The 21,376-nt window shown below is 63.5% G+C and carries 21 protein-coding genes; 12 read left to right on the top strand and 9 right to left on the bottom strand.

Annotation, left to right across the window (positions count from 1 at the left end; genetic code table 11):
- Positions 1-18: 18 nt before the first annotated feature.
- The 4 genes from CKW37_RS25925 to zur all read right to left on the bottom strand — a co-directional run bounded on the left by CKW37_RS25925 (position 19) and on the right by zur (position 2,907).
- Entirely contained in the window at positions 19-735 is a 717-nt protein-coding gene (locus CKW37_RS25925; protein WP_095159053.1) for a PA5502 family lipoprotein, read from the bottom strand.
- Positions 736-870: 135 nt separating this feature from the next.
- Positions 871-1,653, bottom strand: coding sequence for a zinc ABC transporter permease subunit ZnuB (gene znuB, locus CKW37_RS25920; protein ID WP_095159052.1), 783 nt, complete (start codon positions 1,651-1,653; stop codon positions 871-873).
- The gene (gene znuC / locus CKW37_RS25915) at positions 1,646-2,425 is read right to left on the bottom strand and encodes a zinc ABC transporter ATP-binding protein ZnuC (RefSeq protein ID WP_095159051.1); all 780 of its coding nucleotides are present in this window, start codon (positions 2,423-2,425) and stop codon (positions 1,646-1,648) included. Before znuC ends, znuB begins: the two co-directional genes overlap by 8 nt.
- Positions 2,425-2,907 carry a zinc uptake transcriptional repressor Zur gene (gene zur, locus CKW37_RS25910; RefSeq protein ID WP_095159050.1) on the bottom strand — a complete coding sequence of 161 codons (483 nt, stop codon included), beginning with the start codon at positions 2,905-2,907 and terminating at the stop codon, positions 2,425-2,427. The genes znuC and zur overlap by 1 nt, the downstream gene beginning before the upstream one ends.
- A 66-nt stretch (positions 2,908-2,973) precedes the next feature.
- Here zur and CKW37_RS25905 point away from each other — a divergent pair, with 66 nt between their 5' ends.
- Positions 2,974-3,909: a zinc ABC transporter substrate-binding protein gene (locus CKW37_RS25905; protein WP_095159049.1), complete on the top strand. Its 936-nt coding sequence runs from the start codon at positions 2,974-2,976 to the stop codon at positions 3,907-3,909.
- A 54-nt stretch (positions 3,910-3,963) separates the two neighbouring features.
- On the opposite strand, the gene CKW37_RS25900 is transcribed toward CKW37_RS25905, so the two are convergent.
- Together CKW37_RS25900 and CKW37_RS25895 are read right to left on the bottom strand one after the other, a co-directional pair.
- The gene (locus tag CKW37_RS25900; protein WP_095159048.1) at positions 3,964-4,914 is read right to left on the bottom strand and encodes a homoserine kinase; all 951 of its coding nucleotides are present in this window, start codon (positions 4,912-4,914) and stop codon (positions 3,964-3,966) included.
- A gap of 63 nt (positions 4,915-4,977) precedes the next feature.
- Positions 4,978-5,265 carry a DUF2782 domain-containing protein gene (locus tag CKW37_RS25895; RefSeq protein ID WP_095159047.1) on the bottom strand — a complete coding sequence of 96 codons (288 nt, stop codon included), beginning with the start codon at positions 5,263-5,265 and terminating at the stop codon, positions 4,978-4,980.
- Positions 5,266-5,339: 74 nt separating this feature from the next.
- Between CKW37_RS25895 and polA the strand changes: the two genes are divergently transcribed.
- Positions 5,340-8,153: a DNA polymerase I gene (polA, locus tag CKW37_RS25890; protein ID WP_095159046.1), complete on the top strand. Its 2,814-nt coding sequence runs from the start codon at positions 5,340-5,342 to the stop codon at positions 8,151-8,153.
- Between the two features lie 302 nt (positions 8,154-8,455).
- Here the strand turns inward: polA and yihA are convergent, their stop codons facing one another.
- Positions 8,456-9,088, bottom strand: coding sequence for a ribosome biogenesis GTP-binding protein YihA/YsxC (yihA, locus tag CKW37_RS25885; RefSeq protein ID WP_095159045.1), 633 nt, complete (start codon positions 9,086-9,088; stop codon positions 8,456-8,458).
- A gap of 193 nt (positions 9,089-9,281) precedes the next feature.
- On the opposite strand from yihA, the gene CKW37_RS25880 reads away from it, so the two are divergent.
- From CKW37_RS25880 to CKW37_RS25850, 7 genes are all read left to right on the top strand, one after another.
- On the top strand, positions 9,282-9,572 hold the full coding sequence (locus CKW37_RS25880) for a cytochrome c5 family protein (RefSeq protein WP_095159044.1): 291 nt from the start codon (positions 9,282-9,284) through the stop codon (positions 9,570-9,572).
- Positions 9,573-9,618: 46 nt separating this feature from the next.
- On the top strand, positions 9,619-10,236 hold the full coding sequence (locus CKW37_RS25875) for a cytochrome c (RefSeq protein WP_095159043.1): 618 nt from the start codon (positions 9,619-9,621) through the stop codon (positions 10,234-10,236).
- A 171-nt stretch (positions 10,237-10,407) separates the two neighbouring features.
- The gene (gene dsbA, locus CKW37_RS25870; protein ID WP_095159042.1) at positions 10,408-11,040 is read left to right on the top strand and encodes a thiol:disulfide interchange protein DsbA; all 633 of its coding nucleotides are present in this window, start codon (positions 10,408-10,410) and stop codon (positions 11,038-11,040) included.
- Positions 11,041-11,052: 12 nt separating this feature from the next.
- Positions 11,053-11,907, top strand: coding sequence for an endonuclease/exonuclease/phosphatase family protein (locus CKW37_RS25865; RefSeq protein WP_095159041.1), 855 nt, complete (start codon positions 11,053-11,055; stop codon positions 11,905-11,907).
- A gap of 23 nt (positions 11,908-11,930) precedes the next feature.
- Positions 11,931-13,931, top strand: coding sequence for a GGDEF domain-containing protein (locus CKW37_RS25860; RefSeq protein ID WP_095159040.1), 2,001 nt, complete (start codon positions 11,931-11,933; stop codon positions 13,929-13,931).
- A 64-nt stretch (positions 13,932-13,995) separates the two neighbouring features.
- Entirely contained in the window at positions 13,996-14,781 is a 786-nt protein-coding gene (locus CKW37_RS25855; protein WP_095159039.1) for an N-acetylmuramoyl-L-alanine amidase, read from the top strand.
- Between the two features lie 84 nt (positions 14,782-14,865).
- Positions 14,866-16,488: an EAL domain-containing protein gene (locus CKW37_RS25850; RefSeq protein ID WP_095159038.1), complete on the top strand. Its 1,623-nt coding sequence runs from the start codon at positions 14,866-14,868 to the stop codon at positions 16,486-16,488.
- 6 nt (positions 16,489-16,494) lie between these two features.
- Here CKW37_RS25850 and CKW37_RS25845 read toward each other — a convergent pair whose 3' ends face one another.
- Together CKW37_RS25845 and algB are read right to left on the bottom strand one after the other, a co-directional pair.
- A complete protein-coding gene (locus CKW37_RS25845; RefSeq protein ID WP_095159037.1) occupies positions 16,495-18,282 on the bottom strand; it encodes an ATP-binding protein in 1,788 nt (595 codons plus the stop codon).
- The gene (gene algB, locus CKW37_RS25840) at positions 18,279-19,625 is read right to left on the bottom strand and encodes a sigma-54-dependent response regulator transcription factor AlgB (RefSeq protein WP_095159036.1); all 1,347 of its coding nucleotides are present in this window, start codon (positions 19,623-19,625) and stop codon (positions 18,279-18,281) included. Before algB ends, CKW37_RS25845 begins: the two co-directional genes overlap by 4 nt.
- A gap of 324 nt (positions 19,626-19,949) precedes the next feature.
- On the opposite strand from algB, the gene CKW37_RS25835 reads away from it, so the two are divergent.
- The 3 genes from CKW37_RS25835 to CKW37_RS25825 are packed head-to-tail and all read left to right on the top strand — an operon-like array spanning position 19,950 to position 20,907.
- The gene (locus CKW37_RS25835) at positions 19,950-20,222 is read left to right on the top strand and encodes a hypothetical protein (protein WP_095159035.1); all 273 of its coding nucleotides are present in this window, start codon (positions 19,950-19,952) and stop codon (positions 20,220-20,222) included.
- Between the two features lie 45 nt (positions 20,223-20,267).
- Positions 20,268-20,432, top strand: coding sequence for a DUF1328 domain-containing protein (locus CKW37_RS25830; RefSeq protein WP_042127667.1), 165 nt, complete (start codon positions 20,268-20,270; stop codon positions 20,430-20,432).
- Positions 20,433-20,436: 4 nt separating this feature from the next.
- Positions 20,437-20,907 (top strand): inhibitor of vertebrate lysozyme family protein, encoded by a 471-nt coding sequence (locus CKW37_RS25825; protein ID WP_095159034.1) that lies wholly within the window; start codon positions 20,437-20,439, stop codon positions 20,905-20,907.
- The last annotated feature ends 469 nt before the right edge of the window (positions 20,908-21,376 follow it).

The following is a 21,376-nucleotide window of genomic DNA, read 5'->3' as shown; positions in this document are numbered from 1 at the left end:
CGAAGAGGGATCTTTAAATCACTCGCTGCGACGAGGAGTCAGAACCACCTGCGCCGGCTGATTGCGGTGGATTTCATTGCGCACCTGCAACTCGAAATCCGGATCGCGCTTGTTCACCCGCTTGGCCAGTAAACCCGAAAGCCACGGGTAATCGGCCGTACGCGGCACCTGGAAAAGCACGTCGCACTGATAATTGACCACGTCGGTGGCAATGTCATCGAGCTGGCGACGCAGTTTGCCGATCTCGCGGATATCCAGGGCGATCACCGTGCTCGGCGCGGTGGGGTCGATCAGCTTGGCCTTGGGCTTGGCCTCGGCGGCCTTGAGTGCGGCTTCGGCCTTGTCCAGCTCGGCCTTGCGTGCCTGGGCGATGGCGCCGTTGACGCCGCCAGTCAGCGCCGGGGCTTTGGGCATCAGTGCGCGAGCGCGCGCCAAAGCGGTTGCGGCGGCATTCACATCACCTTTCTGCAGGACGATCTGGCTGCGTTGCAGGTAGGCCTCGGCCAGTTGCCGCTGGTATTGCTCGACGCGGCTGTCGTTGGGCGATTCGGTTTGCAGGGTTGCCAACTGGTCCTCGGCGGTGGCCAGTTCGTTGCTGGCGATGCTTTGTTGCAGTTGTTGCCAGGCATCCGGCGCGGCCGGCACGACGGTGCTTTCGACCGGCTTGCTGGCGCAAGCGGTCAGGATCAGGGAAAACGCGGCAAGGAGCAGATAACGGGACGCGAACGGCTTCATTCCTACGACTCTCTATTTGCGCAAAAAACGAGCAAGTCTACACCCAGTCCATGGCGTCGAACATCATTCCTTCGAAGGCTGGCGGGTAAATCGTGCTGCCGGACGCCCGCCGCGCAGGTGGCGTCCGGACGCCGGTCAACGCTTGGGAATGGCCAGGCTCAGCAAGAATAGCACCGCGGCACAGACCACGATCGACGGGCCGGCCGGGGTGTCTTTGAACCACGACATGGCCAGTCCGCCGCACACCGCAAGCACGCCCAGCAGGCTGGCGCCCAGGGCCATCTGCTCTGGCGAGCGGGCGTGGCGCTGGGCCGCGGCGGCGGGAATGATCAGCAGTGAGGTGATCAGCAACACGCCGACGATCTTCATCGCCACGGCGATCACCACGGCGATCAGCAGCATCAGCGCCAGGCGCAGGCCGGTGACCGGCAGGCCTTCGACCCGGGCCAGTTCCTCGTGCACGGTGACCGCCAGCAGCGGCCGCCACAACACGACCATCAACAGCAGCACTGCGGCGCTGCCGCCGAGGATCCAGGCCAGGTCGCCGGGGCTGATCGCCAGCAGGTCGCCGAACAGGTAGGCCATCAGGTCGATGCGCACGTCGTGCATGAAGCTCAGCACCACCAGGCCCAGCGACAGCGTGCTGGGCGCGAGGATCCCCAGCAGCGTGTCCGAGGCGAGTGGCTGGCGTTGTTGCAGTGTCACCAGCAGCAGCGCCAGCAGCAGGCAGCCGACGGTGACGGCCAGGGCCGGACTGATGTCGAGCATGAAGCCGAGGGCTACGCCGAGCAGCGCGGCGTGGGACAGGGTGTCGCCGAAATAGGCCATGCGCCGCCAGACCACGAACGACCCAAGTGGGCCGGCGACCAGCGCCAGGGCCAGGCCCGCGAGCAGGGCGTAAAGCAGGAAATCAGCCATGCTTGCAGTTGTCTCCGTGAACATGTCCGCCCTTGGCGGGCGCGACGACCGAGCCATGCAGGTCGTGGCTGTGGTCGTGATGGTGGTGATAGATGGCCAGGCTTGGCGCGTTCTTGCCGAACAGCTCGACGAACGCCGGGTCGCCGCTGACCTGCTCCGGATGCCCGGAACAGCAGACGTGGCGGTTGAGGCAGACCACCTGGTCGGTGGTGCTCATCACCAGGTGCAGGTCGTGGGACACCATCAGCACGCCGCAACCATGGCGGTCGCGCAGGCGGGTGATCAGGCTGTACAGCTCGGCCTGGCCGGCGACATCGACGCCTTGCACTGGCTCGTCGAGCACCAGCAGCTCGGGTTCGCGCAGCAGCGCCCGGGCCAGCAGCACGCGCTGCATTTCACCGCCGGAGATGGTCTGGATCGGGCTATCGATGACCTGTTCGGCGCCCACTTCTTCCAGCGCGCTCATCGCGGCGGCGCGGTCCACACCCGGCACCAGACGCAGGAAGCGCAGCACCGACAGCGGTAGCGTGGCGTCCACCTGGAGTTTCTGCGGCATATAGCCGATACGCAGCTTCGGCTTGCGCCAGACGCTGCCGCTGCCGGGCTTGAGCAGGCCGAGCACGGCGCGCACCAGCGTGGTCTTGCCGGCGCCGTTGGGGCCGATCAGGGTGACGATCTGGCCGGGCTCGACGGTCAGGTCGATGCTGTCGAGGATGGTCTGCCCGGCAAACGAGACGCCCACCTGCTGCAGGCGGATCAAGGCGTTGCTCATCAGGCGCTCCGGCAGTTGCCGCAGAGGCCGACCACTTCGACGGTCTGCGCTTCCACGCTGAAGCCGACATCCTTGGCGCTGTCGATGATCGCATCGCTGATCGCGGCCTGTTCCAGCTCGATCGCCACGTGGCACTCGCGGCAGATCAGGAACTGGCCCTGGTGGGCGTGCTCGGGGTGGTTGCAGCCGATGAAGGCGTTGAGCGAGGCGATGCGGTGGACCAGGCTGTTTTCCAGCAGGAAATCCAGCGCCCGATAGACGGTCGGTGGCGCGGCGCGGCGGCCGTCCTGCTCGCTGAGCACGCCGAGGATGTCGTAGGCGCCCAGCGGCTTGTGGCTTTGCCAGACCAGCTCCAGCACGCGACGGCGCAGGGCGGTCAGGCGCACCCCTTGGCGCGCGCACAGCGCATCGGCTTCGGCCAGGGCGGTGTGGACGCAATGGGAATGGTCGTGTGGGCGGTTGGCCAGCGGAGTATTGGGCATGGGCGGCGACGGTTTTGAGGAGAGACGTTATTATGTTACCTGTCTTTGCCTCATTGAGTGGTCATCGTGTCCCGATTTTTTGCCCTTTTTGTCGCTTTTGTCTCAACCCTGGTCGTCCTCCCGGCGCACGCCGAGGTACGCGTACTGACCAGCATCCAGCCTCTGCAACTGATCGCCGCGGCGGTCCAGGACGGTGTCGGCAAGCCTGAAGTGCTGCTGCCGCCAGGGGCGTCGCCGCATCATTACGCGCTGCGCCCGTCGGATGTGCGGCGGGTGGCCGAGGTCGACCTGCTGTACTGGATCGGCCCGGACATGGAAGGTTTCCTGCCGCGGGTGCTGAATGGCCGCAGCAAGCCGACCGTCCCGGTGCAGAGCCTGCCGGGCATGCACCTGCGCCATTTTGGCGAGGACAGCCAGTCACATGACGAGCACGAAGAACACGGCGACGATGCCGACGAGCACGATCACGACCACCGCCCCGGCAGCCTTGATGCGCATTTGTGGCTGTCGACGGTCAACGCGCGGGTGATCGCCGGGCGCATGAGTGCCGACCTGAGTGCTGCGGATCCGGCCAACGCCGCGCGTTACCAGAGCAACCTGAACGCCTTCGAACAGCGCCTCGACGCGCTGGACCAGCGCTTGAAAGACCGTGTTGCGGGCGTGGCGGGCAAGCCGTTCTTCGTCTTCCATGAGGCGTTCGATTACTTCGAGTCGGCGTATGGCCTGAAGCACGCGGGCGTGTTCAGCGTGGCGGCGGAAGTCCAGCCGGGCGCCCAGCATGTCGCGGCGATGCGCAAGCGCCTTCAGGAAGCAGGCAAGACCTGCGTGTTCAGCGAACCGCCGCTGCGGCCGCGTCTGGCCGAGACCCTGACGGCGGGGTTGCCGGTGAAACTGGCGGAACTGGATGCACTGGGCGGCACGCTGCCAGTGACTGCTCAGGGGTATGAGCAGTTGCTGGACAACCTGGGGAATGGGTTGGCGGGGTGTCTGGAAAGTCTGTAGCGGCTGCAATCGCTGCGGTTCGGCGCCCCGAACCGCAGCGATGCTTTTAGAGGCTCAAAGCGCAAACGGCAACGCCAGCTCCACATCCTGCCGCGCCTTCAGGCGCACCTCGAACTCCGCCGGGTCATGGATCAACACATCCATCCCCGCAAAGGACTCGGCGGCAATCAGCCGCGACAGCCAGAACCGCACGCACGCCACCCGCAACATCACCGGCCAGAGCTGGGCTTCGGCTGCGGTGAACGGGCGCAGCGCCGCGTAGGCGCCGAGGAAGGCGCGGGCGCGGGCCGGGTCGATTTCGCCGGCTTCGTCGCAGCACCAGTCGTTCAGGGCGATCGCCAGGTCGTAGAGCATCGGCCCGGAGCAGGCGTTGTAGAAGTCGATCACGCCGGTCAGGTGCGTGCCTTCGAACAGCGCGTTGTCGCGGAACAGGTCGGCGTGCAGGTTGGCCCGTGGCAGCGCCATGATCTGTGGCTGGTGGGCGACGATTTCGTCCAGGCTGGCCTGTAGCAGCGCCTGCTGTTCCGGGGTCAGGCGGCCCATCAGTTCGTTGCCGGTTTCCAGCATCCAGTCCAGGCCGCGGTCGGTCTTGCGCTCCAGCACTTTGCCGCGGGTTGCCAGGTGAACATGCGCGACGAACGCGGCGACCTGGATGCAATGCTGGTTGTTGGTGACCTTGATGTGCTTGCCGGCCAGGCGGGGTTGCAGCAGCGCCGGCTTGCCGGCCAGTTCGCGCAGGGCGGCGCCGTCGGTGGTGCGCAGCGCGTAAGGCACCGGCAGGTCGGCTTCGTGCAGCACGTCGAGCAGTTCGATGAAGAACGGCAGGTCCTGGATCGGCCCGCGTTCGACCAGCGTCAGCACGAACTCACCCTGTTCGAGGCTGATGAAGAAGTTGCTGTTCTCGGTGCCGGCGGCAATGCCCTGGAAGTCCCGCAGGCGACCCAGTCCGTAAGGGGCCAGAAAGGTTTCCAGCTCGGGCCGGGTCAGGGGGGTGAAGACAGACATGGTCAAAAACTGCTCATACGGGCACGTCGTATCGACGTGCCGGGTGGATGTTAAAGGTCCGCGTTACCACTCGAAGATCTTCCAGGCCGGAATCAGCATGTCGGGTTGGTCGGAGCGGATGAAGTTGGCATCGGTGCCGTCCGCGCGCACCAGAAAGTAGGGCTTGCCCCCTTTCGGTGTGACCTTGATTGCGTACAGGAACCCGTTCTGACGGTACTCCTGAATGGTTTTGTCACCTTCCTGGCGAATGGTTACGTCCGGGTCGGCGGAGGGCGCGTCGTCTGCTGCAATGGCCGCGACAGGAGCGGTAGCGAGCAGGCCGAGCAACAACAGGCGATTTAATGTACCCATGATAACCTTGTCCCTTTGTCGTCAATGTTCCGGACATTCTAGCGCCGGGCCCGTCGAAAAGGTTGATTCCGCTCATGAGCCAAACCCCCCTCGTCCTGGTGGACGGTTCTTCTTACCTCTACCGCGCCTTCCATGCGCTGCCGCCGCTGACCACCTCGAAAGGCATGCCGTCCGGCGCGGTCAAGGGGGTGTTGAACATGCTCAGGAGCCTGCGCAAGCAATACCCCGAAAGCCCGTTCGCGGTGGTGTTCGACGCCAAGGGCGGGACCTTCCGCGACGAGCTGTTCGCCGACTACAAGGCCAATCGCCCAAGCATGCCCGACGACATGCGCGTGCAGATCGAGCCCCTCCACGCCGCGGTCCGCGCCCTGGGTTTCCCACTGCTGTGCGTGGAAGGGGTCGAGGCTGACGACGTGATCGGCACCCTGGCCCGCAGCAGTGCGGCGGCGTCCCGTCCGGTGGTGGTTTCCACCGGTGACAAGGACATGGCCCAACTGGTCGACGAGCACATTACGCTGGTCAACACCATGACCGGAACCGTGCTCGACATCGAAGGCGTAAAAGGGAAATTCGGTGTCGCGCCGGAGCAGATCATCGACCTGCTGGCGCTGATGGGCGATACCGCCGACAACATTCCCGGGGTCAAGGGCGTCGGCGAGAAGACCGCCGTCGGCCTGCTGGTCGGCGTGAACGGCGGCCTGAAAGAGCTTTATGAAAACCTTGATCAGGTCCCGTCCCTGCCGATCCGCGGCGCCAAGACCCTCCCGGCCAAGCTGCTGGAGCACAAGGAGATGGCCTTCCTCTCCTATCAACTGGCGACCATCAAGTGCGATGTCGAGCTGGACGTGGGCCTGGACGACCTGCACCTGCGCGAGCCAGACCGCGAGAAACTGCGGGAGCTTTACACCCTGCTGGAGTTCAAGGGTTGGATCGACGACCTCGACCGGGAAGTCCGCCGTGCAGCGCAACCAGCGCCAGCGGCTGCGCTGAACCTGACGGCGGCGGCTGTCACGCCCGAGGCGGCGGTCGCTGCCGAGGTCGTAGCGCCGGCCGCTCCAGAGTACGAAACCATCCTCGACCAGGCGCGTTTCGACGTCTGGCTGCAGAAACTCAAGGATGCCCCGCTGTTCGCCTTCGATACGGAAACCACCGGGATCGACGCCCACCAGGCGCAACTGGTCGGCGTCTCGTTCGCGGTGAAGGCGCATGAAGCGGCGTACATCCCCCTGACCCACAGCTACCCCGACGCGCCAGTGCAACTGGACCGCAGTCAGGTGTTGCGTGCGCTCAAGCCGTTGCTGGAAGACCCGGCCAAGCTCAAGGTCGGCCAGCACGCCAAGTTCGACATGAACATCCTCGCCAACTGCGCCATCGAGGGTGATCAGGCCAATGGCATCGAAGTGCGCGGCGTGGCGTTCGACACCATGCTCGAATCCTACGTGCTCAATTCCACGGCCATCCGTCACGACATGGACAGCCTGGCGAAGAAGTACCTGGAACACACCACCATCACCTTCCAGGACATCGCCGGCAAAGGCGCCAAGCAACTGACCTTCGACCAGATCCCGCTGGAGAAGGCAGGGCCTTACGCCGCCGAAGACGCCGACGTGACCTTGCGCCTGCACCAGGCGCTGTTCCCGCAACTGCAGGCCATCCCGAGCCTGGCCAGCGTGCTGACCGACATCGAGATGCCGCTGGTGCCGGTACTGGCGCGGATCGAGCGCCAGGGTGCGCTGGTGGATGCAGACCTGCTGAAAATCCAGAGCCAGGAACTGGGCGACAAGATGGCCGCGCTGGAACGCGAAGCCATCGAACTGGCTGGCGAGGAGTTCAACCTCGGTTCGCCGCGTCAGCTTGGCGCGATCCTCTACGACAAGTTCGGCCTGCCGGTGCTGAAAAAGACCGCGAAGGGCCAGCCGTCCACCGCCGAAGAGGTTCTGGACGAACTGGCCGAGGAAGGCTATCCGCTGCCGAAGGTGCTGATGCAGTACCGCTCGCTGAGCAAGCTCAAGAGCACCTATACCGACCGCCTGCCGGAGCAGATCAACCCGCGCACCGGTCGCATCCATACCTCCTACGGGCAGGCGGTGGCTGCCACTGGTCGGCTGTCGTCGAGTGACCCGAACCTGCAGAACATCCCGGTGCGCACCGCCGAAGGCCGGCGTATTCGCCAGGCGTTCGTCGCGCCCAAGGGCTACAAGTTGCTGGCGGCGGACTACTCGCAGATCGAATTGCGCATCATGGCGCACCTGTCCCGCGACGAGGGCTTGATGAACGCCTTCCGCAACGGCCTGGACGTGCACACCGCCACCGCCGCGGAAGTGTTCAACGTGCCGCTGGAGGCGGTGACTTCCGACCAACGGCGCAGCGCCAAGGCGATCAATTTCGGTCTGATCTACGGCATGGGCGCGAAGAAGCTGGGCAAGGACATCGGCGTCGAAACCAAGCAGGCCAAGGCCTACATCGATGCCTATTTCGCCCGCTATCCCGGCGTTCGCGAATACATGGAGAGCACCCGCAAGCAGGCCGCGGATCAGGGCTACGTGGAAACCCTGTTCGATCGCCGGCTGTACTTGCCGACCATCAATTCGAGCCGTCCGCAGGAACGTGCCGGCGCTGAGCGCACCGCGATCAACGCGCCGATGCAGGGCACGGCCGCCGACATCATCAAGCGCGCCATGGTGGCGGTGGATAACTGGCTGCAAAACTCGGGGCTGGATGCCCGGGTGATCCTCCAGGTACACGACGAACTGGTGCTGGAGGTGCGCGAAGACCTGGTGGAGCAGGTTCGTGAAGAAATTCGCCCGCACATGAGCGGCGCTGCGCAACTGGATGTTCCGCTGCTGGTTGACGTCGGAATTGGCGCGAATTGGGACGAAGCGCATTGAAAATGCAGGGAAATGCTGCGGCATAAGGTCGCGGCATTTGTCTCGCTGGCGGGGTTGGTCTTAAGAATTTTCCTACTTATCGCAAATAGTTTTCACGGCTCAGGAACTAAACCGGTGAATCGCTACTCAGAGGTACTGAATGGCTGGTGAAGCCCTTCAATGCTCCTATGTTGTGTTAAGTGTTGGCAGATATCCGGACCCCGCCCTAGCGGTTCGGAACTTGAACCCCGAACTTCCCCCTCCCCATACGAAGTCCGGGGTTTTTTTTGCCCGGCGTTTGCCGGGCAAAAGCCACCGAAGCCTTATTCTGCGGGCTTGTCAGCCAATTCCATCCAGCGTGCCAGCACCGCGTAGGCCTCTTCCAGGCCTTGGCGTTTCGGTGCCGAAAACAGCTGGATCGTGACGCTTTCGCCCCAACCCTTGCGAATTTCCGACTGCACCTTGAGCAGGGTGTTCTTGGCTGCGCCAAAGGTCAGTTTGTCGGCCTTGGTCAGCAGGATGTGCATCGGCATGCCGCTGGCGATCGACCAGTCGAGCATCATCCGGTCGAAGTCCGTCATCGGGTGACGCACATCCATCATCAGGATCAGGCCCTTCAGGGCCTCGCGGCTGCCCAGGTAGGCTTCCAGGTGGCGCTGCCAGTGCTGCTTGAGCGGGATCGGGACCTTTGCATATCCGTAGCCCGGCAGGTCGACCAGACGCCGATCGTCGTCCAGACTGAAGAAGTTCAACAACTGGGTACGCCCCGGTGTTTTCGAGGTGCGGGCCAGGCTGGCGTGGGTCAGGGTGTTGAGGGCGCTGGATTTGCCGGCGTTGGAACGCCCGGCGAAGGCGACTTCGTAACCTGCATCGGGCGGGCATTGATCGACTTTTGCCGCGCTGATGGCGAATTTCGCCGTTTGGCAAAGTCCGAGGATGGGGTTTTTGACTTGCATGGGATGTCCGGTTTGGGTGTTGCCAGAGGCTGGCTCGGCAAGCGGTGTCGTTTCCGTTTCGGTAACGGGAGTATATAATGCCCTAGATTTTGTGTGCGCATTATCCCAGCGTAGGACGATGTGCACGGGGGCCTAGAATTACAGATTGCGCGACAGAACGCAGTGCAACCCCCAACCCTGAAAGGTCGTTCGCATGACGAAATGGCTGCTTGCATTCGGTGTCTTGATACCGTTTTTCAGCGCTCAGGCTACACAGGATCCCGAGGCGTTGTACAACCGCACGTGTGCGGCTTGTCACGCCGGGCAGCTGCCACAGGCACCGAAAGCGGGTGACAGTGCGGCTTGGGAGCCAAGACTGGCGCAGGGTATGGAGATGTTGGTCGGGCATGTAACCCAGGGTTTCAAGGCTATGCCGCCGCGTGGATTGTGCATGGACTGCAGTGCCGAGGACTACCAGGCAATCATCCGATGGATGAGCCAGTAGGCCCGATACATAACTCTTTCACCCTTAGCCGTAGTTGGATTAGCTGATGAACAAACTACTCGTGAGTCTGCTGTTGACCTTGGGCGTTACAGGCGGCGCCAATGCCGCAGGCACTATCGTTGGCGATGCCGCTGCCGGTCAGAGCAAAACCGCTGTTTGTGGCGCTTGTCACAATCCGGACGGCAACAGCCTGGCACCGAACTTTCCGAAGCTCGCAGGCCAGGGTGACAAATACCTGCTGAAGCAACTCAACGACATCAAGGCGGGCAAGCGCACGGTGCTGGAAATGACCGGCATGCTCACCGCCTTCTCCGATCAGGACCTGGCCGACATCGCCGCCTATTTCTCCAGCCAGAAAGGCAGCGTGGGTGCCGCCGATCCGAAACTGGTCAAGCGTGGCGAAGAACTGTTCCGCGGCGGTGACCTGAGCAAGGGCCTGCCGGCCTGCACCGGTTGCCACTCGCCAAATGGCGCGGGTATCGCAGCCGCCGGCTTCCCGCATTTGGGCGGCCAGCACGCCAGCTATGTGGCCAAGCAGTTGACCGCGTTCCGCGAAGGCGAGCGCACCAACGACGGCGACGCCATGGCCATGCGCTCGATCGCCGCCAAGCTGAGCAACAAGGACATCGAAGCGCTGTCCAGCTACATCCAGGGTCTGCACTGATCCGGGGACGCACCTTAACGCTGGGTTAATGGTGCGTCACGAACATGAAAAGGGCGGCTTCGGCCGCCCTTTTTTCGTTCTACTGCCGTTACACTTACGAACTCGCACCCGCCTTGGCCTGTCAGAAGATAGGTCGTTTCAGGGCGACCCATGACTGCTCAGGAGTAAAGCATGCGTAAACTGATTCTCAGCGCCGCGTTGGTGGCTGCCAGCGCTTTCGGTATGACTGCACAGGCTGCCGAGCCAATCGAGGCGGGCAAGCAATATATCGAGCTGAGCAACCCGGTGCCGGTGTCCCAGCCGGGCAAGATCGAGGTCGTTGAGCTGTTCTGGTATGGCTGCCCGCACTGCTACGCATTCGAGCCGACCATCAATCCGTGGTCCGAAAAACTTCCCGCCGACGTCAACTTCAAGCGCATTCCCGCCATGTTCGGCGGTCCGTGGGATGCTCACGGCCAGATGTTCCTGACTCTTGAAGCCATGGGCGTGGAACACAAGGTTCATGCCGCCGTCTTCGATGCCATCCAGAACCAGAAGAAACACCTGACCAAGCCGGACGAAATGGCTGACTTCCTGGCAACCCAAGGCGTGGACAAGGACAAGTTCCTGGCGACCTTCAACTCCTTCGCGATCAAAGGCCAGATCAACCAGGCCAAGGAACTGGCGAAGAAGTATGAAATCACCGGTGTTCCGAGCCTGGTGGTCAACGGCAAATACCGCTTCGACCTGGGCACTGCTGGCGGCCCGGAAGGCGTGCTGAACGTTGCCGATCAACTGATCGCCAAGGAGCGTGCCGCCAAGTAAGCGGCGATCACCATGAGACGTTGGAGAAGCGAGCGGATTGCCGGCCTGTGTGATCCACGGGTCAACGAAAATCATCTGGTGGAGAACAGCCTTCCGGAAGACGGTCGTCTGCGCCTGCTCAGCTTCAACATCCAGGTCGGTATCAGCACCGAGCGCTACCGGCACTACCTGACCCGCGGCTGGCAACACCTGCTGCCGCACACCGGGCGTGCCGGAAACCTGCAGAAGATCGGCGACCTGCTCAGCGACTTCGACCTGGTGGCCCTGCAGGAAGCCGATGGTGGCAGCCTGCGCTCGGGCTACGTCAATCAGGTCGAACACCTCGCCCACCTTGGTGCCTTTCCCTACTGGTACCAGCAGCTCAACCGCAACCTAGGGCGTTTCGCCCAACACAGCAATGGCGTACTCAGCCGGCTGAAGCCGCAGTTGCTGGAAGATCACCCGCTGCCCGGCCCGGCAGGGCGCGGCGCGATCCTGGTGCGCTTTGGCGAAGGCGAAGACGCGTTGGTCGTGGTGATGATGCACCTGGCCCTCGGTTCCAAGACCCGGGCGCGGCAACTGGCCTATATCCGTGAACTGATCAGTGGTTATCGCCATCAGGTGTTGATGGGCGACATGAACACCCACGCCACTGACCTGCTGCAACACTCGCCGCTGCGTGACCTTGGGTTGATCGCCCCGCAGGTCGAGGCGACCTTCCCCAGTTGGCGCCCGCAGCGCTGCCTGGACCATATCCTGCTCAGTCCGACCCTGACCCTGGAACGGGTCGAAGTCCTTTCCCAGCCAATTTCCGATCATTTGCCGGTGGCCGTTGAGATTCGTTTGCCTGATGCACTGACTGTGGATACGCTTCCGGTTTTGCGTTAGTCCCCTCCTTTGCGGACCCAGGCATGACCGACGAAGCCCAGCGCTGGAAAGAGAAGTACCTCAAGAGTATCGAGCAGCAGGAGAAGCTGGAGCGCCGTTGGGATGCCCGCCTCGACTTGCTGCGCCGTGGCCTCGTGCGCAGCACCCTCGCCGCTGAAGGCAGCGACCGCGTGGTGGACGAGTGCATGAAGGAAATGCGCGACGTCATCCGCACCGACAACATGGACGCCGCCCTCGCCGGCTTGATCCCGCGCCTGGAAAAGGCCGTGCTCGAGTCCGAGCAACGCCGTGCCACCCGGGTTTCCCAGGTCAGCACTGCGCTCACCGCGCTGGTCAACCAGTTGCAGGCGCTGGAACTGCCCAGTGATGTCCGCCGTCCGCTGAAGAAGTTCGCCAAGCAGGTGGAAGCCCGCGCCAGCCAGTCGCGCGAGGTTCCGTTGCTCCTCGGCGAACTGAGCAAGCTGCAAGGCCAGGCGCTGGAATTGCTGAACAATCCCGAGGAGCACAAGCAGCCGGGCTTGTTGCAGCGCCTGTTCGGTGGCCGCGATGCCGAGGCCGAAGCGGATGTCGCCCCGGCCGTCGCCGATGAGCGCCCTGTCGAAGCTGCGCCACCGCCGGCGCGGAAGGTCGAAGACGCGCCGTTGGCGGATGTTGATGAGCTGCGGCCGCTTCCGGTTGCCGCTGAGGTGACGGAGCACCGCGCCCCGACACCCGCGCCGCAACCTGCGCCTGTCGAAGCGCCGCCGCCAACTGCCGAGATCGAGACGCCCGCCGAGCCTGTCGCCGTAGTCGAGCCTGTCGAGGTCACTGCGGCCGCCGCCGCCCCGGCCGAGGATCAGCCGCAAGCACCTGCAGAGCCCGTCGAAAGCCCGGAAGCGGAACGTCCCACGGACGAAACCCCGGAAACGACCGAAGAGCCCGCTCAGGAGCTGACCCCGGAAGAGCTTTTGTATTCGCTCCCCGATGGCACCGAGCCGACCTACAGTTCGGTCGCCACGCACATCGAAGAAACCCTGCTTGGCCTGCTCGACGACCTGACGCTGCCCGAACGCCACCAGCCGCAGGCGCAGTCCGTGCGTGATCGTCTCGAACACGGGCTGAACTGGTACGAACTGCTGCCGGTGCTGGACGACCTGGCCGTCTTGATGCTGGCCATCACCGACAGTGGCCAGCACGAATTCGAGGCGTACCTGCAACAGCTCAACGAGCGCCTGGAGTCATTCCAGAGCCATCTGCAGGAAGCCAGCGAAGGGCACGCCGACAACCAGACCGCCGAACGCGACCTGAACAGCCAGTTGCGCGAACAGGTCGACGGCCTGCAAACCAGCGTGCAGGGTGCGGCAGACGTCGACAGCCTCAAGCACATTCTGGAAAACCGCCTGGAAGGCCTGCTCGGCACCATGGACGAGCACCAGAGCGAGCGCGACAAGCGCGAGCAGGAAATGTCCACCCGCCTCAAGGGCCTGGCCGAGCGTGTCGCGCACATGGAGCAGGAAGCCCAGGGCTACCGCGAGCACCTCGAAGAGCAGCGGCAGAAAGCCTTGATCGATCCGCTGACCGGCTTGCCGAACCGTGCGGCGTGGTCCGAGCGGCTGGACCTGGAAGTCGCCGACTGGCAGGAAAAAGGCGGTCACCTGCTGATGGCCATCCTCGACCTCGACCATTTCAAGCGCATCAACGACAACTACGGCCACCTGGCGGGCGACAAGGTGTTGAAGATCGTCGCCAATGAACTGCGCAAGCGCCTGCGCACTCGCGACTTCATCGCCCGCTTCGGCGGCGAGGAGTTCGTCCTGCTGGTTCCGCAGACCGGCATCGCCGGTGGTCTACAGTTGGCGGAGAGCCTGCGCGCGGCGGTGGAAGCCTGCCCGTTCCACTTCAAGGGCGAGCGGGTCACCATCACCCTGTCGGTGGGCATCACCGCATTCCGCTCCGGTGAACGCAGCGACGCGGTGCTCAAGCGGGCCGACGAAGCGCTCTACCGGGCCAAACACCAGGGTCGCAACCGCGTCGAACAGGGGTGAGCGGCCTTCAGTGAGGTACGTTATGCTATTGCATTACAGACTTCCCAGGCGTCGCCCTCTTTTCATGAAAGCGTTTTTCTCCCTCCTCCTGCTGGCCGTGCTGGCAGGTTGCAGCAGCGGCCCGCAACTGCGCATCGATCGCAGCCATGTCTCGGCCAACCAGGACAGCCGCATCCAGTTCGTCGTGCTGCATTACACCAATGCCTCTCTCGAACGCTCGCTGGCACTGCTGACCCATGGCGAAGTTAGCAGCCACTACCTGATCGGCGATGATCGCGACGCCACCATCTACCAACTGGTCGATGAAAGCCGCCGGGCCTGGCATGCCGGTGACAGCCAGTGGGAAGGCCGCACCTGGCTCAATTCCACCTCCATCGGTATCGAAATCGTCAATCCCGGTTTTACCGACACGTCAACCGGGCGGGTCTGGCACCCGTACAGCGAGGCGCAGATCCAGTCGCTGATCGTCTTGCTCAAGGACATCGTCCAACGCAACAACATCCAGCCGCGGCACATCATTGGCCACAGCGATATTGCCCCGCTGCGCAAGCTTGATCCCGGCCCGCTGTTTCCCTGGAAACGCCTGGCTGATGCCGGTCTGGGCATCTGGCCCGACGCGCGGGCGGTGGCGCAGGTGCAAGCGCGCTTCGCGGTCAATCCGCCCAGCGTGACCTGGTATCAGCAGCAACTCGCCCGCTTCGGTTATGCGATCGAGCAGAGCGGCGAGCTGGATGTCGCCACCCGTCATGTCCTTGCCGCCTTCCAGATGCGCTTCCGTGCGCAGCGTTTCGACGGCCAGCCCGACGCGCAGACGGCGGCGATCCTGCAGGTGCTCAACAACGCCCGCTGATGGGGCCTGAAGGCCGCCGCCCAACGGGCAGGCTGAGTCGTCCTCCTGTTGCTATACCTCTTGGTACTCGACGGGATATTTTTGATGTCATCTGCCCTCCTGATGTTGCGCGGCCTGCTCTATCGTCCCTGGCTACTGGCCACGCTTGCGGCCTCGGCGAGTGCGATCTTGTTGCTGCTGGCCAGCCTCGGCGTGGCGATGCATCAGTTGCAGGTCAACGAAAGCGAGCAGATGAATGCCCGCGGCGAGCGCTTCCTCGACCGGCTGGAGCAGATCTTCGGGCAATTGCGCGAAGGCGTCGATGAACTCCAGGCGCAGCCGGCTCGCGGTTGCGACGCCACTATGCTCGCGGCCTTGCAGCAGGTGGCGTTCAATAATCGCTTCGTCTTCGAGGCCGCCTATGTGGACGGCCAGCAAACCTGCTCCAACCGTCTTGGCGATCGCACCTTCGAATCCCTGCCGCCCCCGGACATTCAGGGCCCCACCTACAGTTACTGGCTCAACACCAGCACCGAGCCCGATGACAACCGCGCCGCGCTGGTGCTGGGGCGCGGGCCGTTTCGCGTGTCCACGTCGCGCGGCCACCTCACTGATGTGGTCGACCTGCCCGCCGGCGGCAGCCTCTTGGTGGTGCTCGACCGCGGCGCCCGCGCCGTGCCGGTGTTGGGCCCGGTTCAGGCATGGCCGCCACCCGGCGACGTCTGGCCGCCGGTTTCCACGAAAGCGCTGGTGGAACTGCCGGACCGTCTGGTTTACCGCATGCCGACCAAGTCGCCGGATTACCAACTGGTGTTGATTGCCCCACGCGCCAGCCTGCCCTTGAAGATAAACGGCGTGCTCTGGCTGCTGTTCCCCGGCAGCCTGTTGCTGGCCTGGTGCATTGGCTGGGCGGTGCTGCAACTGGTGCGGCAGAGCCGCTCCATGAGCTCGGAACTGCAAGGCGCTTTGCGCCGGGGTGAATTGCAGGTGCTCTACCAGCCAATCTTCGAACTCACCAGCCGCAACTGCGTGGGCGCCGAGGCGCTGGTGCGCTGGCGCCGTCCGGACGGCTCGCTGACCAGCCCCGACCTGTTCATCCCGCTGGCCGAGAACACCGGCCAGATTCGCCAGATCACCGACTTTGTCCTGCAACGGGTGTTCGACCAGTTGGCCCAGCTCTTGCGCGCCAATCCGAAGCTGTACATCTCGGTCAACCTTGCCGCCTGCGACGTGATGGTGCCGCGCATCGGCCGGGTGGCGGCGCGGCTGTTGGCCACGCACCATGTGGCGGCGAGCCAGATTGCGTTCGAGGTGACCGAGCGTGGGCTGATCGATGTGGTGGTGGCCCGGGACAACCTTCAGGCGCTGCGGGCGGTGGGCCATCAAGTGCTGATCGACGACTTCGGCACCGGCTATTGCAGCCTCGCCTATTTGCAGACCCTGCCGGTGGATTGCCTGAAGATCGACAAGGCGTTCATCGATGCCCTGGGCCATGATGCCGCCAGCAGTGGCGTCGCCCCGCACATCATCCGCATGGCCCATGCCCTGCAACTGCGGGTGATCGCCGAGGGCATCGAATACGAAGACCAGGCGCTGCTGCTCAACAGCGAGGGCGTGAATTATGGCCAGGGCTGGCTGTTCGCCCATCCGCTGAGCGCCCGCCAGTTCGTAGAGCTGATTACCCGCGGTCGGCGCCTGGGCCCACGGCGCATCGACGACGAAGCCTGAAACGCCTCAGACCGGCAGCGCCATGTAGAACTGTGTGCCTTGCTCGGGCCGCGAATAAACCCCCATGCGCCCGCCATGCAACTGGACGATCTCCTTGCACAGCGCCAGGCCGAGGCCGGCGCCGCCTTTCTTGCGTCCGACCTGGACGAAAGGCTCGAAGATCCTGCCCTGCTGGCTGTAGGCAATGCCTTCGCCGTTGTCTTCGACGCTGATGATTACCCGCTCGCCATGTCGCCTCGCCTGCAGGCGGATGCGCCCGCCCGACGGGGTGTGGCGAATGGCGTTGTCCAGCAGGTTGTCCAGCACCCGGTCGAGCTGGGCGACGTCGGCCTGGATCCGTGGCAGCGGGTTGCCCAGCTCCAGTTGCAGGTCGATATGCTTGGCCGCCGCCGCACTGGCGTAACGCGCTCGCGCCCGCTCCAGCAATTCATCAAGGGGGCAGAGGCTGCGCTCCAGCTTCTGCTGGCCGCTTTGATAGCGCGAGAAATTCAGCAGGTCGTTGATCAGTTGGGTCAGGCGCTGCATTTCCTCGCCAATGGTGTCGAACAGGTCGCTCTCGCGGGACTGCTCGGGAAACTTGACCCGCTCACGCAACAGGCCGAACGCCATATGCATGCCGGTCACCGGCGTGCGCAGTTCGTGGGAGGCGCGCAGCACGAACTCGCTGCGGACCCGCTCGAACGCGCGCTGCTCCGTCACATCGTGAAGCACCATCACCGCACCGAGGATCTGCCCGTCCGGGCGGCAGACCGGCGTCAGGCTGTAGGTCAGCACGCGGTTTTCCTTTTCGATCTCCAGGTGCAGGTCTTCCGGCACCCGCTCCAGATTGCCGCCGCGCAGGACCAGATGCAGTTGCTGGTCCAGCTCGGGGCGCTGCATGGCTTCGCCAAGGCGACTGCCGGCGCGGGAGTCGTCCCAGCCCAATTGGCGCTGGGCCACCGGGTTGAGGTGTTCCAGGCGACCCTGGCGGTCGATGATCAGCAGGCCGTCGTCGATGCTGTCGAGCACGGCTTGCAAGCGTTGCTGGCCGGCGACCAGTTCATCGACATTGGTCGCCTGATGCTGGCGCAACGCCTCGGCCATCAGGCCGAAGCGCCGGGCCAGTTGGTTGATTTCCAGTGCCGAGGTTACCGGCAGGGTCACCTCGAAATCACCGCGCCCGACTTGGTCGGCTGCGGTAGCCAGCGCCTCGATCGGCTGGCCGAAGCGACGGGCGATGCCGTGCGCGGTGAGAAAGCCTAGGCCCAGCACGGCGAGGCCAACGAAGCCCAGCACCCCGGACATCAGCACGGCTTTTTCCCGCGAGACTTTCTCCGCTCCGCGAATCTGCTCGACGGCCTGTTTGTGGGATTCGATCAGGCTGCTGCGCAGCGCGCTGAAGGCTTGCCCCAGTGGCTGATCGACGCTCAGGTTGCGCGCCGGCGCCGAGGTAGCCCGCAGTTCGCGGAGGAAGTGCTGAAACTCACTGTTGGCGCGGGTGAAGTCATCGAAGCCGTCGGCCTGCTGCTCATGACTCAGGCCCTCGTCCAGCAACCGCTGGAACTCGCTCTGCAACTGGCTAAGGACCGACGCATCGCTGTTCTCGTCGAGAATCTGCGTCAGTTGCTCGCTGAGGTTCTGGCGCATCTTCAGGCCCATGTCGAGGACATAGGTGTTGTTGCGGATCATCGCTTCCTGCGAACTGGCCATCTGCTGAACGCTGACCAGGCTCAGCAGCAGGCCGAGCAGGGCCACGGTGATCAGCGCCGAAATGCTGAGAAACAGCCTTGTCCGCAACTTCATCGCCCATTTCATAAGTTGTACTGCTTGCGCTTGCGGTACAGCGTCGAAGCGTCGATCCCCAGGGTCTTGGCGGCTTGGTCGAGGGTGTCGCTGGTGGCCAGTACCGCGCCGATATGCGCGCGTTCCAGTTCGTCCAGGCTGAGCGCGGCACCGATGCGCGGTGCATTGCTGGCGGGTTGCTCGGCCATGCCGAGGTGGACGATTTCGACTTTCTCCTGCGGGCAGATGATGCTCGCGCGCTCGATCACGTTACGCAGCTCGCGGATGTTGCCCGGCCAGCGGTAGTTGAGCAGCGCGGCCCGGGCTTCTTCGCTGAAGGCCCGCGCCGGCCGCGAGTATTCCTTGACGAAGCGGGCGAGGAAACGATCGGCCAGGGTCAGGACGTCCTCGCTGCGCTCGCGCAACGGCGGCAGGTGCAGGGTGATGACGTTGAGGCGATAGAGCAGGTCTTCGCGGAAACGGCCTTCGCGGACCATGTCCTCAAGGTTGAGGTTGGTCGCGGCGAGGATGCGCACATCGGCGCGGCGCGTGACGGGGTCGCCGACCCGCTCGTATTCCTTGTCCTGGATGAACCGCAGCAGCTTGGGTTGCAGGGCCAGGGGGAAGTCGCCGATTTCGTCGAGGAACAGCGTGCCGCCGTCGGCCTGGTTGACCCGGCCCAGGGTGCTTTCGCTGGCGCCGGTGAAGGCGCCGCGGCTATGGCCGAACAGTTCGCTTTCCATCAGTTCGGCGGTCAGGGACGGGCAGTTGATGGTGACGCAGGCCTTGCGCGCGCGCTTGCTCCAGCCATGGATGGCCCGGGCCAGTTCGCCCTTACCGGTGCCGGACTCGCCGAGGATCAGAATGTTGGCGTCGGTGGTCGCCACCTGCCGGGCGGTTTCCAGCACCACCATCATGGCCGGGCTGTGGGAGTCCAGGCCGTCCTTGGGCTTGCGGATTTCGCCTTCGAGGGCTTCGAGGCGCGCCGAAAGCTGGCGCACTTCCAGTTGCTTGGCGGTGGCCAGGCGCAACTGGTCGGGGCTGCAAGGCTTGACCAGGTAATCGGCGGCGCCGGCCTGGATAGCATCCACGGCGGTATCCACCGCCGAATGGGCGGTGACGATCACCACGCGCATCCACGGGGCCTGAATACGCATCTGTGCGAGGACGTCGAGGCCGTTGTCCTCGCCCAGGCGCAGGTCGAGGAAGCACAGGTCGAACACCTGACGCTGCAGCAGGGTTTCGGCCTGCGCAGCGCTGTTGGCGGTGGCGACGGTATAGCCCTCGTCCTCCAGGCAATAACGGAAGGTACGCAAGATGGCGGACTCATCGTCCACCAGCAGAATGCGGCCTTGAGGATCTGGGGCTGACTCCATTTTCCATGCGCTCCTTAGGAATTATCTTGGTTAGTGTCGGAAAAATCGGGCAAGTTGCATGGTCAATTCTGATTCATTCCTTTCCTTGCATGCTAGCTCCCTGCTTGCCGACCTAAATTTGGGAAAATTCCTACGGAAAAATAGTCTCTGACCATGCAAAAAGCACGACGCCGTCAGGGGGCATCGTGCAGGATGCTTTCCCAACGGTATCTGCCACATACGTAAATTATTGATTTATATAGAAAATATTATTAGATGCGGGCTGGCATGCAGGCTGCAATGACCCTTCCAGGTCATAACAAGATGCAGCAAGAGGAGCCCGGCATGAACCGCACACCCGCCGCCCTGGTGCTTATATCGCCATTACATCTGCGCCAGCTTTTGTTTCTCTCGCTGGCGCTGCTGCTGACACTGATTGCCGGCCAGGTGTATCACGCCTGGCAGGTCAAACAGGTCGACAGCCAGCTCGCAATCCAGGTCGAGCGCCTGCATGAAAGCCGTGCCGTGCCCCTGCAAACCGCTCCGCTGATGCGCTCCAAAGCGCTGCCAGCCGCCACCGCCGCTGCCCATGTTCCACAAGAACGCTGGGTGTTTTAACGGCGAACGGCCAAGGACCCTTTCCATAACAGAAGGAGAATCACCATGTTGAGTTGGGCCATTACCTTCCTGATTATCGCCATTGTCGCTGCCGTGCTGGGCTTCGGTGGTATCGCCGGCGCCGCTACCGGTATCGCGAAGATCCTCTTCATTATCTTCCTGGTGCTGTTCGTGGCTTCCTTCTTCTTCGGACGTCGCGGTCGAGGTTGAACCAATGAAAGGCGTGATACGCAACGCCCTGGCCGCCGCCCTGTTGCTGGGCGGCTGCACGGCGGCAATGGCGGCCAATGACGGCCAGGTCCGGGCCACCGACATTCTCGGTGCGGACCCCGAGTATCGGGAAACCTGGCAGGACATGGTCAAAAAAGAGGAGCGGTTGCCCGAGTGGGTGCTCAACCTCAGCGGCGTTTCCGAGCAGCAGATGTCAGCGGTCGAGGAAGACGGCGACAAGTATCTGGTCGGACCGTTGTGCGAAAGCGAAGGCAAATGCCTGAACAAGCGTCTGATCGTGGCCTTCCGTTGGGATAAGGAAAAAGCCTACGGAATGCTGGTTGAGGTGCCTGAGGGTCTGCCCGGTGACAAGTCACCGACCCGCCACGCCGATTATCGCTGGCTGGGTGACCCCGACCCGGGCATGCAGGCCATGCTCAGGGAACAACTCAAGCGTGATCCGAACTGGTACTGAAGCCCCGCCGGGTGCTTCGGGACAGAGACAGAAGCTGAACCTTTTCACCGTTCAAGCTTCTATGTTGCGCCCACTCGAGGAGGGCAGGCGCATGACCAAGGGGCCGGGCTGCTCTGATTGCTACAAGATCGGAGGGGCCTAGGGGTACAAGGAGTGCCTCCGTCGAGGGCCGGGTCAGGAAGCAACGCCGGGAGTGGTCTGTCAGGGTGTCCCGTAATCCGGGATACCTTCGACGGGCTCTCCCGGCCGTATTCATTCCGGCAGCCCTTTCTTCCCGACAGATGGCAAATCCGCCACCCGCTCGTCTGTCCGGCAAAAATATTTTCGGCTTTTTCCTACATGCGCCGATGTGTTTTCATCCATTCGGATTGTCGAACACCTGCCTTCCGCACCTGCCGATTACCCTCCGAATCTGCCGCAATATGGCGGATTGATCGTATTCGGAATCCCGAACACCCTCCTCGCAACC

The organism is Pseudomonas sp. Irchel 3E13 (assembly GCF_900187455.1).
Taxonomy (GTDB): domain Bacteria; phylum Pseudomonadota; class Gammaproteobacteria; order Pseudomonadales; family Pseudomonadaceae; genus Aquipseudomonas.
This window is presented reverse-complemented; position numbering and strand designations above follow the sequence as displayed.